This is a genomic window from Klebsiella sp. M041 (assembly GCF_059759695.1).
On sequence record NZ_JCAXWU010000008.1, the window covers coordinates 172,434 to 185,595 of the forward strand.

A 13,162-nucleotide genomic window follows, 5' to 3' on the forward strand; every position below is an offset into this window, starting at 1 on the left:
ACAAACTATGTCATTGATTCGTCCAGCACTTGTGCTATTTATTCTGTTAACCCTGCTCACCGGCGGCGTTTATCCTCTGCTGACCACCAGCCTGGGACAGTGGTGGTTTAACTCACAGGCCAATGGCTCGCTGATCCGCCTGAACGGCGAGGTGCGCGGCTCGGCGCTGATTGGCCAGAACTTTACCGCCGCAGGCTATTTCCAGGGCCGCCCGTCAGCCACCGCGGAGACAGCGGATAACCCGATGGCCTCTGGCGGCAGCAACCTCGCCGCCAGCAACCCGGCGCTGGATAAGGCGGTGAGCGAGCGGGTGCAGGCCCTGCGCGCCGCGAACCCGGATGCCGACCCGCGGGTGCCAGTCGAACTGGTCACCACTTCGGCGAGCGGTCTCGATAACAACCTGACCCCGGCCGCCGCACTGTGGCAGGCGCCCCGGGTGGCCAAAGCGCGCCAGCTGAGCGTCGACCAGGTGACCGCGCTGGTTAACCAGGCCACACAAACGCCGCTGCTGAGCTTCCTTGGCCAGCCGGTGGTCAATATACTGCAACTCAATATGGCGCTGGATGCCCTGAAGGATAAGTAAATGAGTGACGAGCCGCTGCGTCCGGACCCTGACCGCCTGCTGCAGCACACCGCCGCCCCGCATCGCGGCAAACTGAAAGTCTTCTTCGGCGCCTGCGCCGGGGTGGGGAAAACCTGGGCGATGCTGGCGGAAGCGCAGCGGCTGCGGGCCCAGGGGCTGGATATTCTGATTGGCGTGGCGGAGACCCACGGCCGGAAAGAGACCGCCGCGATGCTGCAGGGCCTGAGCACCCTGCCGCCGCGGCGGCTCGCTCACCGCGGGCGCTACGTGTATGAGTTCGACCTCGACGCCGCCCTTGCCCGCCGCCCGGCGCTGATTCTGGTGGATGAACTGGCGCACAGTAATGCCCCCGGCTCCCGCCATCCGAAGCGCTGGCAGGATGTGGACGAACTGCTGGAGGCCGGGATTGACGTCTTCACCACGGTTAACGTTCAGCATCTGGAAAGCCTGAACGACGTCGTCAGCGGGATCACCGGCGTGCAGGTGCGGGAGACCGTCCCCGATCCCTTTTTTGACGCCGCGGACGACGTGGTGCTGGTGGACCTCCCCCCTGACGATCTGCGCCAGCGGCTCAATGAGGGCAAAGTCTACATCGGCGGCCAGGCCGAGCGCGCTATCGAGAACTTTTTCCGCAAAGGGAACCTGATTGCGCTGCGCGAACTGGCTCTGCGCCGTACCGCCGATCGCGTCGATGAGCAGATGCGCGCCTGGCGCGACCGCCAGGGCCAGGAGAAAGTCTGGCACACCCGCGACGCCATTCTGCTCTGTATCGGGCACAACACCGGCAGCGAAAAGCTGGTGCGTACCGCCGCCCGCCTCGCCGCCCGTCTGGGCAGCGTCTGGCATGCGGTATATGTCGAAACGCCTTCCCTGCACCGCCTGCCGGAATCCCGGCGGCGGGCCATCCTCGCCGCGCTGCGTCTGGCCCAGGAGCTGGGCGCCGAAACCGCCACCCTCTCCGACCCGTCTGAAGAGAAAGCGGTCCTCCATTACGCGCGCGAACATAACCTCGGAAAAATTGTCATCGGCCGCCAGAGCAAACGCCGCTGGTGGGATCGCAGCGGCTTCGCCGACCGTCTGGCTCGTCACGCGCCGGACCTCGATCTGGTGGTCATCGCCCTGGATGAAAAGCCCTTCCCCCTTCCGGCGCGCGCCAGCGACACTCGTCCGGCGCTGGAGAAATGGCGGCTGCAGCTGCAGGGCTGCGCGTTGGCGGTAGCCCTGTGCGCCATCATTACCCTGGTGGCCATGCAGTGGCTGATGGCCTTCGAAGCCGCCAACCTGGTCATGCTCTATCTGCTGGGGGTGGTGATCATCGCCCTGCTCTATGGCCGCTGGCCGTCGGTGCTGGCGACGGTGATCAACGTTATCAGCTTCGATCTCTTTTTTGTCGCCCCGCGCGGCACGCTGGCGGTGTCAGATGTCCAGTATCTGCTCACCTTCGGCGTGATGCTCACCGTTGGCCTGCTTATCGGTAACCTCACCGCCGGCGTGCGCTACCAGGCGCGGGTGGCGCGCTATCGCGAGCGGCGTACCCGCCACCTGTATGAAATGTCCAAAGCGCTGGCAGTGGGTCGTAGCCAGCAGGATATCGCCACCACCAGCGAGCGGTTTATCGCCTCCACCTTTCAGGCTCGCAGCCAGCTGCTGCTCCCGGACGCCCAGGGGAAACTGCTGCCCTTAACCCTCCAGCCCGGGCTGACGCCGTGGGATGACGCCATCGCCCGCTGGAGCTTTGATAAGGGGCAACCCGCCGGCGCCGGCACCGATACCCTGCCCGGCGTGCCGTATCAGATCCTGCCCCTGAAGAGCGCCGCCCGCACCTGGGGACTGCTGGTGGTGGAGCCGGCGAATCTGCGCCAACTGATGATCCCGGAGCAGCAGCGGCTGCTGGAGACCTTCACCCTGCTGGTGGCCAGCGCCCTGGAGCGTCTCACCCTGACCGCCAGCGAAGAGCAGGCCCGGCTGACCAGCGAGCGCGAAAGCCTGCGTAACTCGCTGCTCGCCGCCCTGTCCCACGATCTGCGTACCCCGCTCACCGTGCTGTTTGGCCAGGCGGAAATCCTGACCCTCGATCTGGCCAGCGAGGGCTCGAAGCATGCCCCGCAGGCCAATGAAATCCGCCAGCATGTGCTCAATACCACCCGGCTGGTGAACAACCTGCTGGATATGGCGCGGATCCAGTCCGGCGGCTTTAATCTGCACAAGGAGTGGCTGACGCTGGAGGAAGTGGTCGGCAGCGCGCTGCGTATGCTCGAGCCGAGCCTCGGCGGCCAGCACGTTCAACTGGATTTACCCGACCCGCTGCAGCTGGTGCATGTCGACGGGCCGCTGTTCGAGCGGGTGCTGATCAATCTGCTGGAGAATGCCCATAAGTATGCCGGCGCCCGGGCGGACATCGGTATTCGCGCCGAAGCGGACGCCCGGCAGCTGTCGCTGGAGGTATGGGATAATGGTCCGGGGATCCCGGCGGGCCAGGAACAGGCTATCTTTGATAAATTCGCCCGCGGCAACAAAGAGTCGGCGATCCCCGGCGTCGGGCTGGGCCTTGCCATCTGTCAGGCCATCGTCGACGTCCACGGCGGGACCATCTCCGCCAGCAACCGGCCGGAAGGCGGCGCCTCATTCCGTGTTACACTGCCGGGAGAAACGCCCCCTGAACTGGAAGAGCTATCTGAGGAATTGTGATTAACGTTCTGATTATCGAAGACGAACACGCTATCCGTCGCTTTCTGCGCACCGCGCTGGAAGCCGACGGCATGCGCGTATTTGAAGCGGAAACCCTGCAGCGCGGGCTGATCGAAGCCGCCACCCGTAAGCCCGACCTCGCGATCCTCGATCTCGGCCTGCCGGATGGCGACGGCATTGATTTTATTCGCGACCTGCGCCAGTGGAGTCAGATGCCGATTATCGTCCTGTCAGCGCGTAGCGAAGAGCACGACAAAATTGCCGCCCTGGATGCCGGCGCCGATGACTACTTAAGTAAACCCTTTGGCATCGGCGAGCTGCAGGCCCGCCTGCGCGTCGCACTGCGTCGTCACGGCGCGGCGCAGGCCGACGAGCCGGTGGTGCGCTTCGCCGACCTGGAGGTCAATATCCCCGCCCGCCGCATCCTGCGCGGCAGCGAAGAGATCCACCTGACGCCCATCGAGTTTCGCCTGCTGGCGGCGCTATTGAATAATCCCGGCAAAGTGCTTACCCAGCGCCAGCTGCTGAACCAGGTGTGGGGCCCTAACGCCGTGGAGCACAGCCATTATCTGCGGATCTATATGGGTCACCTGCGGCAAAAGCTGGAGGCCGATCCGGCGCGCCCGCAGCATCTGCTGACCGAAACCGGGATTGGCTATCGCTTTATGCCCTGAGCCCCGCCTCTGCAGTACCAGAGGCTGGCGATTTTCAGCCCTTCAGAGAGCAGCATGAAGCCAGCCAGGATCGCGAAATGCCGAACGCCGGCGGCCTGAATCAGCCACAGACCCAAAGAAAGCGAAGGCTGCATAAACACCAGCCTGAGCGGCGTCTGCCCCCAGGCCAGCCACAGCCCATAGCGGCTCTGACGGAATAAGAGGATCATCGACAGCGGGATGCTGATAATCAGCAGCACATTCAGCGGATAGAGCCAGACCGCCGCAGCGCCCCAGGCGTGCAGCAGCTGGAGATAAGCCAGCAGGTCGTCGTAAAAAGGGAGTCGGCGGTGGGCAATATTCCACCATAAGAATTGCAGGACGAAAAAGAGATCCATCCACGCCCAGAACAAAAACAGGGACTTCCGTTGTATTTTCATCGCTATCCTTGCGAAAAAAATCAGGCCCGCGAGGGGCCTGATGGTCGTGCGCCTTTAGGCGTTCTTCAGCACTTCACTGACAATCTCTACCGCTTCTTTTTCGATCAGTTTGCGATGTTCTTCGCCGAGGAAACTTTCACAGTAGATCTTGTAGGCGTCTTCGGTGCCTGACGGACGCGCCGCGAACCAGCCGTTGTCGGTCATCACTTTCAGGCCGCCAATCGCCGCCCCGTTGCCCGGCGCTGCGGTCAGACGGGCGGTGATCGGATCCCCCGCCAGGGTGTCAGCGCTGACCATTTCCGGCGACAGCTTAGACAGCGCCGCTTTCTGCGCGGAGGTCGCGGAAGCCTGCAGACGGTTGTAGCTCGGCGCGCCAAAGCGCTCCGCCAGCTCGTTATAGTGCTCCTGCGGGTTTTTCCCGGTCACTGCGGTGATTTCCGCCGCCAGCAGGCACATGATAATACCGTCTTTATCGGTGGACCACGGCGTGCCGTCGAAGCGCAGGAAGGAGGCCCCGGCGCTCTCTTCGCCGCCGAAACCGAAGCTGCCGTCGAACAGGCCGTCGACGAACCACTTAAAGCCCACCGGCACTTCCACCAGCTTGCGGCCCAGATCGTTCACCACGCGGTCAATCATCGCCGAGGAGACGAGGGTTTTACCGACCGCCACCTCTTTGCCCCACTGCGGACGATGCTGGAACAGGTAGTTAATCGCCACCGCCAGATAGTGGTTCGGGTTCATCAGCCCGGCTGGGGTGACAATCCCGTGACGGTCGTAATCCGGGTCGTTGGCAAACGCCAGATCGAACTTATCGCGCAGCGCCAGCAGGCCCGCCATCGCACATTCCGAGGAGCAGTCCATGCGGATGGCCCCGTCTTTATCGAGGTGCATAAAGCGGAAGGTCTGGTCTACCTGGTCGTTCACAATGGTCAGATTGAGCTTGTAGTGCTCGCCAATGCGTTTCCAGTATTCGATACCGGAACCGCCCAGCGGATCGACGCCCAGCGTCAGGCCCGCTTTCTGGATCGCCGCCATGTCGACGATATCCGCCAGGCCTTCAATAAACGGCTGCACCAGATCCTGCTCTTTGACGTGGCCGGAAGCCAGCGCCGCGTCCAGAGGAAGGCGTTTCACGCCCTGCAGGCCAGCGGCCAGTAGTTCGTTGGCGCGGTTTTCCACCACTTTGGTGACGTTGGTATCAGCCGGACCGCCGTTTGGCGGGTTGTACTTGATACCGCCATCTTCCGGCGGGTTGTGTGACGGGGTGATCACAATGCCGTCCGCCAGCGGACCGCCTTTTTTGTTATGCACCAGAATCGCGTTGGAGACCGCCGGCGTCGGGGTGAAGCCGTTGTTTTCCTGCACGATCACGTCAACGCCGTTGGCGGTTAACACTTCCAGCACCGAAATAAACGCCGGCTCGGACAGGGCGTGGGTATCTTTACCGACATAGCACGGACCGGTGATCCCGTTCTTCGCACGATCTTCCGCAATCGCCTGGGCGATGGCCAGGATATGCGGTTCGTTGAAGTTGTGACGCGCCGCGCTGCCGCGATGGCCGGAGGTGCCGAATTTGACCGCATGCTCCGCATTACCGACTTCAGGCTTCAGCACGTAGTACTGAGCAGTCAGTTGGGCGACGTTAATCAAATCACTCTGTTGCGCAGGCTGCCCCGCACGTTTATCGATTGCCATTGCCTGATCCTTCTGGTGCAAATGTTAAAAAGCTAGATCGTGCCGCAAACCTTTTCAATCAGCTCCGCAGGGAACTGCATCGACTGCATGATGTGCTCAATCATGCTGCATTTACGGCCGGTATTGGTATTGGTGATCACCCACCACGGTGTACCAGGAACCTGTTTCGGTTTGGTCTGATTACCGCTTTTCAGCAGCGTACGCGCATCTTCCGCGAAGTAGACGCGCGTGCGGCCATGCAGAGACTCGGTCGCCTCGGCAAATGCTTTACTGTCCAGGGAGTAGAGGGTGGTCAACACCAGCATAAAACGGTTCACGGCGCGCTTCTGCTCGGCGTATTCATCAGATAACAGCATCTCGCGCATGGCGCGGACTTTATCTTTCGCCGGGTTAGCGGGTTTCACCTCAACGGCAGGCGCGGGCGCCAGCGCCGGCGCGGCTTTGCTGACCTGTGTAGCCGGTTGGGAAACGGCGGAAAATTTCAGCATGCGCCGTAAAATGTCGGATGCGCTCTCGCCGATATGCAGAGTGTGGCTGGCAATATAGCGATAGAGTTCATCATCAACTTCAATTGTTTTCATCTTAATCCAGTGCGATATCTTTTCTGAATACAAATCGTTGGGATTATAAGTACAAATCCCAACCGCGGATAGCGTCAAACCAGGATGGCGGTAAAACTCAGAAAACTTCTGGGTCTTGCAGCCGGATGGCAGAATGTCCAACATAATACCCTAACCCGACGGAGCGAAAAAAAGAACTTTGCCATGAAATTAAATAGCCGAGCGCAATCTGCACAGAATCCGCACAACCACTCCCCGATCGTGCTGGTCCACGGTCTGTTTGGCAGCCTGGACAACCTGGGCATCCTCGCCCGCGACCTGGTCGCCGACCACGATATTCTGCAGGTCGATATGCGCAACCACGGTTTGTCGCCGCGGTCGCCAGAGATGACCTACCCCGCGATGGCGCAGGATCTGCTCGATACGCTCGACGCGCACCAGATTGAGCGCGCCACCTTTATCGGCCATTCGATGGGCGGCAAAGCGGTGATGGCGCTGACCGCCCTGGCGCCGGAGCGCATCAACGGTCTGGTGGCGATCGATATCGCCCCGGTGGATTATCATGTTCGCCGCCATGATGAGATCTTCGCCGCTATCCGCGCCGTCAGCGAATCCGCCGCCAGCACCCGCCAGCAGGCGGCGCAGGTGATGCGCGAACATCTGCAGGAAGAGGGGGTGATTCAGTTCCTGCTGAAATCTTTCGTCGATGGCGACTGGCGCTTCAACGTCCCGGTGCTGTGGGACCAGTACCCGCATATCGTCGGCTGGGAAACCATCCCGGCCTGGCCGCATCCGACGCAGTTTATTCCCGGCGGCAACTCACCCTACGTGACCGACGCCTACCGCGACGCGCTGCTGGCCCAGTTCCCGCAGGCCCGGGCCCACGTCATCGCCGGCGCCGGACACTGGGTCCATGCCGAGAAACCCGAAGCGGTGTTGCGCGCGATCCGCCGCTATCTCACGAGCATTGGCGCCTGATTGGCTAAAATATGCCCGACCGCGCCGCAGAATGCCCGCGGTCGTTGGCGCAGCCGTTCGCCTGATGTATGATGGCGCGCTATCTGCGCCGGCTAGAGCCCGGCAGCTTGTTTCCCCGAAGTCACTCAGAATCATGGCAAAAGAACAAACGGACCGTACGACATTAGATTTGTTCGCAAACGAGCGTCGCCCGGGAAGACCAAAAACCAATCCGCTGTCGCGCGATGAACAACTGCGCATCAACAAACGTAATCAGCTGAAACGCGATAAAGTGCGCGGGCTGAAGCGCGTGGAGCTAAAGCTCAACGCCGACGCGGTCGATGCGCTTAACGAACTGGCGGAAGCGCGTAATATGAGCCGCAGCGATCTCATCGAAGAGATGCTGATGACGCAATTAACCGCCCTGCGCAGCCAGGGAAAAGTCTAACTTTCCGCGAAAAATCCGCATTCATGTAGCAGAGTGTGCAGTCGGGCGTGATTGCTGTTTCCGCGTCCTTGCCTGTTCTGCTATGATTGCCGTTATCTGTGGGCATCGCGTCCCTACCACATCATTTAAGTTTCAAGAGGTTATTTTACTCATGGCAATCATCGGCATCTTTTTTGGCAGCGACACCGGCAACACCGAAAATATTGCAAAAATGATTCAAAAGCAGCTTGGTAAAGATGTTGCTGATGTTCACGACATTGCCAAAAGCAGCAAAGAAGATCTGGAAGCCCACGACATCCTGCTGCTCGGCATCCCGACCTGGTACTACGGTGAAGCCCAGTGTGACTGGGACGACTTCTTCCCGACGCTGGAAGAGATCGACTTTAACGGCAAGCTGGTGGCGCTGTTCGGCTGCGGCGACCAGGAAGACTACGCAGAGTACTTCTGCGATGCGCTGGGCACCATCCGCGACATCATTGAGCCGCGCGGCGCGACCATCGTTGGCCACTGGCCGACTGCCGGCTATCACTTCGAGGCCTCCAAAGGCCTGGCGGATGACGACCACTTCGTCGGCCTCGCCATTGATGAAGACCGTCAGCCGGAACTGACCAACGAGCGCGTTGAGAAGTGGGTGAAGCAGGTGGCTGAAGAGCTGCACCTCGAAGAAATCAAAAACGCCTGATAATTAAGCGGCGCAATCATTGAGTTGCGTCGTATTAATAGACAAAAGCAATCAAACTAATAGCTACAAGTTTTTAACTTTTAATCACATATCTGTACAATGTCCTCTGATTCTACGAGGCACGTGACGCAGTTTGTAGCTGGTGCCTCGTTTTTGACAGCAAACCAGGCCCGATGCTTGCAGTTTTCATTTACCAGTGGCAGTTCTATAATGAGACGCATTACGTCGGGTTAATTTCTGTATGACTTCCGTTGAAGGAAGTAGATCGTTTAGCAACAGGACAGATTCCGCATGACTGACAACAATACCGCATTAAAGAAGGCTGGCCTGAAAGTCACACTTCCTCGACTGAAAATCCTTGAAGTGCTGCAGGAACCGGATAACCATCATGTCAGTGCGGAAGACTTATATAAACGCCTGATCGACATGGGCGAAGAGATTGGTCTGGCGACCGTTTACCGCGTCCTCAACCAGTTTGATGACGCCGGTATCGTGACTCGTCATAATTTTGAAGGCGGTAAATCCGTTTTCGAACTGACCCAGCAGCATCACCACGATCACCTGATCTGCCTCGACTGCGGCAAAGTGATCGAATTCAGTGATGACTCTATCGAAGCGCGCCAGCGTGAAATCGCTTCCCGTCACGGCATCCGCCTGACCAACCACAGTCTGTATCTGTACGGTCACTGTGCGGAAGGTGATTGCCGCGAGGACGAACACGCCCACGACGCGGTGGAAAAGTAATTCCCTGCTTCGCCTGCTCTGAAAAGCCAACCAGCCGGTTGGCTTTTTTATGGGCGCTTCTGCCGCGCTTCCCGCTCACGTCCCGGCGGCGACCCTCGCGAGTCCCCGCTTTGTCCGGAGAGTTGATATGGAACTTCGCCAGCTACGCTATTTTACGCGCATTGTTGAAACCGGCAGCATGGGCCGCGCCGCGCTCGATCTGAATATCGGCGTCTCGGCGCTCAGCCAGCAGATCGCGCGTCTGGAAAATGAGCTGTCCATTCGCCTCCTGCAGCGAACCTCTCGCGGCGTGACGCCCACCAGCGCGGGCCTCGCTTTCTACTCACAGGCGCAGCTGGCGCTGCGTCATGCCGATGATGCCATCCTCGCCGCCCGCGAGGCGCGGCTGTCGGGCCACGTCAGCGTCGGCATGGCCCCCAGCACCGCCTCCGTTCTTGGCGTACCGTTCATCAACGCGATGCGCGAGAGCTACCCCGACGTCCGCCTGCACCTGGTGGAAAGCCTCTCCGGGAATCTGGAGCGGATGATCAACACCCGCCAGCTGGATTTAGCCATCGTCTTCCAGCAGGAGAAGATCCTGCGCTGGAGCGCCAGACCGGTGCTCGAAGAGCGCCTGTTCCTGATCGGCACCCATGCGCTGTTGGCCTCGCTGCCGGATGACCCTGTTTCCCCTGACCAGCTCACCACCCTGCCGCTGATTATGCCAAGCCAGGGCCACGGCCTGCGCGGCAGGCTGGAGGCGGTTTGCCAGCAGCACAGCCTCAGCGTTGAGGTGGTGGCGGACATTGACGGTCTGGCCCTGCTGATGCAGGCCGTGCGCAGCGGACTGGGCGCCACTCTGCAGCCCGGGGCCGCTATTTCCCATCTCGACCATCAGGCGCTGAGGGTGATCGGCATCGCTAATCCGATCCTCAGCCGCCCCAATTTTCTGGTCAGCCTGTCGGATGATGAGCTCACCCCGGCAGGCCTTGCGGCACGGGTCATACTAAGCAAAGTCATGCGCCAGCTGGTGGAGTCCGATCGCTGGCCAGGCGCCACCCTTTACGTTAACTAAACCCCTCTTTAGCGTTACGCCATAGCGCCCCGTCGCCGTTACCGCCTACATTCCCATTACAAATTTAACAAATCATTAAATTGTAAGGGAGCCGATAATGGTGGATGTACTGGTCATTGGCGGCGGCAATGCCGCGCTATGCGCCGCCTTAACCGCCCGGGAAGCCGGCGCCTCGGTGCTGCTGCTGGAGGCGGCGCCGCGGGAGTGGCGAGGCGGCAACTCGCAGCACACGCGTAACCTGCGCTGTATGCACGATGCGCCGCAGGACGTGCTGGTCGACAGCTATCCGGAAGAGGAGTACTGGCAGGATCTGCTGCGCGTCACCGAAGGGAACACCAACGAAGCGCTGGCCCGGCTGGTGATCCGCACCTCGTCACAGTGCCGGGACTGGATGCGTCAGCACGGGGTTAACTTTCAGCCGCCGCTCTCCGGCGCCCTGCACGTGGCCCGCACCAACGCCTTTTTTATGGGCGGCGGCAAAGCGCTGGTCAATGCCTATTACCGCAGCGCAGAGCGGATGGGGGTGCAGATCCGCTACAACACGCCGGTGCAGGCCCTGGAACTGCGCAACGGTGAATTTGTCGCCGCGCTGGCGGGCGAGGAACGGATTGTCGCGAGAAGCTGCGTCCTCGCCGCCGGCGGATTTGAATCCAACCGCGAGTGGCTGCGCGAGGCCTGGGGGCAAAATGACCGCGGCGAATGGCCCGCCGATAACTTTCTCATCCGCGGCACGCGCTTCAACCAGGGGGGGCTGCTCAAGTTTATGATCGACGCCGGGGCCGATATCATCGGCGATCCTTCCCAGTCCCACTGCGTCGCCATTGACGCCCGGGCGCCGCTCTATGACGGCGGGATCTGCACCCGCGTCGACTGCGTTTCGCTGGGGGTGGTGGTCAACCGCGATGCCGTGCGCTTTTATGATGAGGGGGAAGATTTCTGGCCTAAACGCTACGCCATCTGGGGCCGACTGGTCGCCCACCAGCCAGGACAGATCGGCTACTCGATCATCGACAGCAAAGCCATCGGCCACTTTATGCCCCCCGTCTTTCCCGGCGCTCAGGCCAATACCATCGCGGAACTGGCCCGCCAGCTGGGGCTGGACGGCGAACGCTTAGCGCAAACCATCGCCGACTATAATGCCGCCTGCGCGCCGGGCCAGTTCGATCACACCCGCCTGGATAACTGCGCGACCTCTGGCCTCACGCCGGCGAAAACCCACTGGGCGCGCCCCATCGATACGCCGCCTTACTACGGCTACGCCCTGCGTCCGGGGATCACCTTCACCTACCTCGGGCTCTACGTCGACGACACCGCCGCCGTCCATTTCGCCGGTCAACCCAGCCGTAATCTGTTCGTCGCCGGGGAAATGATGGCCGGCAACGTGCTGGGCAAGGGCTACACCGCCGGCGTCGGGATGTCGATCGGCACCACCTTCGGCCGCATCGCCGGCCAGCAAGCCGCCCGGTCGGCGCAGCAGGAGAAACACCATGAAGTCGCTTGAAAAGCTGATCATTGACGCGCAGATCATCACCGAACCGGAGGCGGAAGTCGAACGGGTGATGCAGGTGTGTAACGCCTGCCGCTACTGCGAAGGGTTTTGCGCCGTGTTCCCGGCGATGACCCAGCGCCTGGCCTTTGGCAAGGCGGATATCAACTATCTGGCTAACCTGTGCCATAACTGCGGCGCTTGCCTGCATGCCTGCCAGTATGCGCCACCGCACGAGTTCGCCATTAACGTGCCGAAGGCGATGGCCGAAGTCCGGCTCGAGACCTATCAACACTACGCCCAGCCCGCCGCCTTTAGCAGCCTGTACCGCCGGGCCGGCATGACCACCGTGCTGGCGCTGGTCGGCGGCCTGATTGTCTTTCTGCTGCTGGCGATGGGGCTCAAAGGCTCGCTGCGCCATCCGCCGCTGGCGGGCGACTTCTACCAGATATTCCCCCATAACCTGCTGGCGTGGATGTTTGGTTCGGTCTTTGTGCTGGCGATTGGCTTACTGATGAGCGGGGTGATCCGCTTCTGGCGCGAGATCTCCCCGGGCCAGCCGCAACCGATTGATATTGCGAAGGCATCCCATGATGCGCTGACGCTGAAATATCTCGACGGCGGGCACGGGAAAGGCTGCAACGAAGCCGATGACGCCTTCACCCTGCTGCGCCGCCGTTTCCACCACTGCACCTTCTACGGCTTTATGCTCTGCTTCGCCGCCACCGTGGTGGCCACGGGCTATCACTATATCGCCGGCCAGGAAGCCCCCTACCCCTTCTTCAGCCTGCCGGTGCTGCTCGGCACCCTCGGCGGCATCGGCCTGCTGGTCGGCCCGGCGGGCCTGCTGTGGCTGAACCTGCGCCGCTCGCCGCTGCACGGCGACGCGCGGCAGAAACCGATGGATCGCGGATTTATTCTGCTGCTGCTGCTGACCAGCTTCACCGGCCTGGCGCTGCTGGCGGGGCGGGATACTTCGTGGATGGGCGTCCTGCTCGCCATCCACCTCGGGGTGGTGATGGCCCTGTTCTTAACCCTGCCGTATGGAAAATTTGCCCACGGATTTTATCGCTGTGCGGCGTTACTCAAGTGGGCGATTGAGAAACGCCGCGGAAAACAGGCGGGCGTCGCCGGCGACTGACCTGCCCCTCTGCACCCGATAACAACAAGAT

The 13,162-nt window shown here is 61.1% G+C and carries 13 protein-coding genes; 10 read left to right on the forward strand and 3 right to left on the reverse strand.

Annotated features, from left to right (window positions below; translation table 11 throughout):
- Positions 1 to 7: 7 nt before the first annotated feature.
- Genes kdpC through kdpE form a run of 3 tightly spaced genes read left to right on the forward strand, consistent with a single transcriptional unit; the run spans position 8 to position 3,945 of the window.
- Positions 8 to 583, forward strand: a complete 576-nt coding sequence (kdpC, locus tag AC6CWS_RS12700) for a potassium-transporting ATPase subunit KdpC (RefSeq protein WP_023288862.1) — start codon at positions 8 to 10, stop codon at positions 581 to 583.
- Positions 584 to 3,271, forward strand: a complete 2,688-nt coding sequence (kdpD, locus tag AC6CWS_RS12705; RefSeq protein ID WP_065882498.1) for a two-component system sensor histidine kinase KdpD — start codon at positions 584 to 586, stop codon at positions 3,269 to 3,271.
- Complete coding sequence (kdpE, locus tag AC6CWS_RS12710; protein WP_002894776.1) at positions 3,268 to 3,945, forward strand: two-component system response regulator KdpE; 678 nt, start codon at positions 3,268 to 3,270, stop codon at positions 3,943 to 3,945. The genes kdpD and kdpE overlap by 4 nt, the downstream gene beginning before the upstream one ends.
- Here kdpE and AC6CWS_RS12715 read toward each other — a convergent pair.
- The 3 genes from AC6CWS_RS12715 to seqA are packed head-to-tail and all read right to left on the reverse strand — an operon-like array spanning position 3,927 to position 6,640.
- Complete coding sequence (locus AC6CWS_RS12715) at positions 3,927 to 4,364, reverse strand: arginine:ornithine antiporter (protein ID WP_065882500.1); 438 nt, start codon at positions 4,362 to 4,364, stop codon at positions 3,927 to 3,929. The two genes, kdpE and AC6CWS_RS12715, sit on opposite strands and share 19 nt — an antisense overlap.
- 54 nt (positions 4,365 to 4,418) lie before the next feature.
- Positions 4,419 to 6,059, reverse strand: a complete 1,641-nt coding sequence (gene pgm, locus AC6CWS_RS12720) for a phosphoglucomutase (alpha-D-glucose-1,6-bisphosphate-dependent) (RefSeq protein WP_023288859.1) — start codon at positions 6,057 to 6,059, stop codon at positions 4,419 to 4,421.
- A gap of 32 nt (positions 6,060 to 6,091) precedes the next feature.
- Positions 6,092 to 6,640, reverse strand: a complete 549-nt coding sequence (gene seqA, locus AC6CWS_RS12725) for a replication initiation negative regulator SeqA (protein ID WP_032428668.1) — start codon at positions 6,638 to 6,640, stop codon at positions 6,092 to 6,094.
- Between the two features lie 183 nt (positions 6,641 to 6,823).
- Between seqA and ybfF the strand changes: the two genes are divergently transcribed.
- The 7 genes from ybfF (at position 6,824) to tcuB (ending at position 13,131) form a co-directional block, all read left to right on the forward strand.
- Positions 6,824 to 7,597, forward strand: coding sequence for an esterase (gene ybfF, locus AC6CWS_RS12730; protein ID WP_023288857.1), 774 nt, complete (start codon positions 6,824 to 6,826; stop codon positions 7,595 to 7,597).
- 133 nt (positions 7,598 to 7,730) lie between these two features.
- Entirely contained in the window at positions 7,731 to 8,024 is a 294-nt protein-coding gene (gene ybfE, locus AC6CWS_RS12735; RefSeq protein ID WP_002894767.1) for a LexA regulated protein, read from the forward strand.
- 151 nt (positions 8,025 to 8,175) lie between these two features.
- Complete coding sequence (gene fldA / locus AC6CWS_RS12740; RefSeq protein WP_002894765.1) at positions 8,176 to 8,706, forward strand: flavodoxin FldA; 531 nt, start codon at positions 8,176 to 8,178, stop codon at positions 8,704 to 8,706.
- Positions 8,707 to 8,997: 291 nt separating this feature from the next.
- Positions 8,998 to 9,450 (forward strand): ferric iron uptake transcriptional regulator, encoded by a 453-nt coding sequence (gene fur, locus AC6CWS_RS12745; protein WP_004885952.1) that lies wholly within the window; start codon positions 8,998 to 9,000, stop codon positions 9,448 to 9,450.
- A 127-nt stretch (positions 9,451 to 9,577) separates the two neighbouring features.
- Positions 9,578 to 10,504, forward strand: coding sequence for a tricarballylate utilization LysR family transcriptional regulator TcuR (tcuR, locus tag AC6CWS_RS12750; RefSeq protein ID WP_065812197.1), 927 nt, complete (start codon positions 9,578 to 9,580; stop codon positions 10,502 to 10,504).
- A gap of 97 nt (positions 10,505 to 10,601) precedes the next feature.
- Positions 10,602 to 12,005, forward strand: coding sequence for an FAD-dependent tricarballylate dehydrogenase TcuA (gene tcuA, locus AC6CWS_RS12755; RefSeq protein ID WP_065882501.1), 1,404 nt, complete (start codon positions 10,602 to 10,604; stop codon positions 12,003 to 12,005).
- Positions 11,992 to 13,131, forward strand: a complete 1,140-nt coding sequence (gene tcuB, locus AC6CWS_RS12760; protein WP_065882503.1) for a tricarballylate utilization 4Fe-4S protein TcuB — start codon at positions 11,992 to 11,994, stop codon at positions 13,129 to 13,131. The genes tcuA and tcuB overlap by 14 nt, the downstream gene beginning before the upstream one ends.
- Positions 13,132 to 13,162: the final 31 nt, after the last annotated feature.

Coding starts and splice junctions, on each gene's coding strand:
- kdpC (WP_023288862.1), top strand. CDS start 8: ATGTCATTGATTCGTCCAGCACTTGTGCTATTTATTCTGTTAACCCTG.
- kdpD (WP_065882498.1), top strand. CDS start 584: ATGAGTGACGAGCCGCTGCGTCCGGACCCTGACCGCCTGCTGCAGCAC.
- AC6CWS_RS12715 (WP_065882500.1), bottom strand. CDS start 4,364: ATGAAAATACAACGGAAGTCCCTGTTTTTGTTCTGGGCGTGGATGGAT.
- pgm (WP_023288859.1), bottom strand. CDS start 6,059: ATGGCAATCGATAAACGTGCGGGGCAGCCTGCGCAACAGAGTGATTTG.
- seqA (WP_032428668.1), bottom strand. CDS start 6,640: ATGAAAACAATTGAAGTTGATGATGAACTCTATCGCTATATTGCCAGC.
- ybfF (WP_023288857.1), top strand. CDS start 6,824: ATGAAATTAAATAGCCGAGCGCAATCTGCACAGAATCCGCACAACCAC.
- ybfE (WP_002894767.1), top strand. CDS start 7,731: ATGGCAAAAGAACAAACGGACCGTACGACATTAGATTTGTTCGCAAAC.
- fldA (WP_002894765.1), top strand. CDS start 8,176: ATGGCAATCATCGGCATCTTTTTTGGCAGCGACACCGGCAACACCGAA.
- fur (WP_004885952.1), top strand. CDS start 8,998: ATGACTGACAACAATACCGCATTAAAGAAGGCTGGCCTGAAAGTCACA.
- tcuR (WP_065812197.1), top strand. CDS start 9,578: ATGGAACTTCGCCAGCTACGCTATTTTACGCGCATTGTTGAAACCGGC.
- tcuA (WP_065882501.1), top strand. CDS start 10,602: ATGGTGGATGTACTGGTCATTGGCGGCGGCAATGCCGCGCTATGCGCC.
- tcuB (WP_065882503.1), top strand. CDS start 11,992: ATGAAGTCGCTTGAAAAGCTGATCATTGACGCGCAGATCATCACCGAA.